Consider the following 255-nt stretch of genomic DNA (forward strand, 5'->3'; position numbering starts at 1 on the left):
CCTGCAGCAATAGAATTGGCCCCACCATTACCGAGCACTTGACCAAGTCCGGTGTAGCTAAACGAGCTGCTATCTGTGACCTGACCATCGGTATCAAGGAGATCGACGGACACATCAGAACCACTGACACTGAATTTCTCATTGGCACCTCCACCTAAGAGATCCCCGCCATTCGTGTCAATCACCTCTACATCACTAAAAATAATATTTGAAAAACTAACTGTTTCATCAAAAACCACTGAGAGGTCGGTGGCG

General features: G+C 47.1%; 1 protein-coding gene. It reads right to left on the minus strand.

Going from position 1 to position 255, the window contains the following annotated elements; all coding sequences use genetic code 11:
• Positions 1–255: hypothetical protein (locus ACXAG1_RS17005; RefSeq protein WP_475120341.1), on the minus strand; the 255-nt coding region annotated here is incomplete at both ends.

The organism is Microbulbifer sp. ABE4_465, from assembly GCF_056160765.1.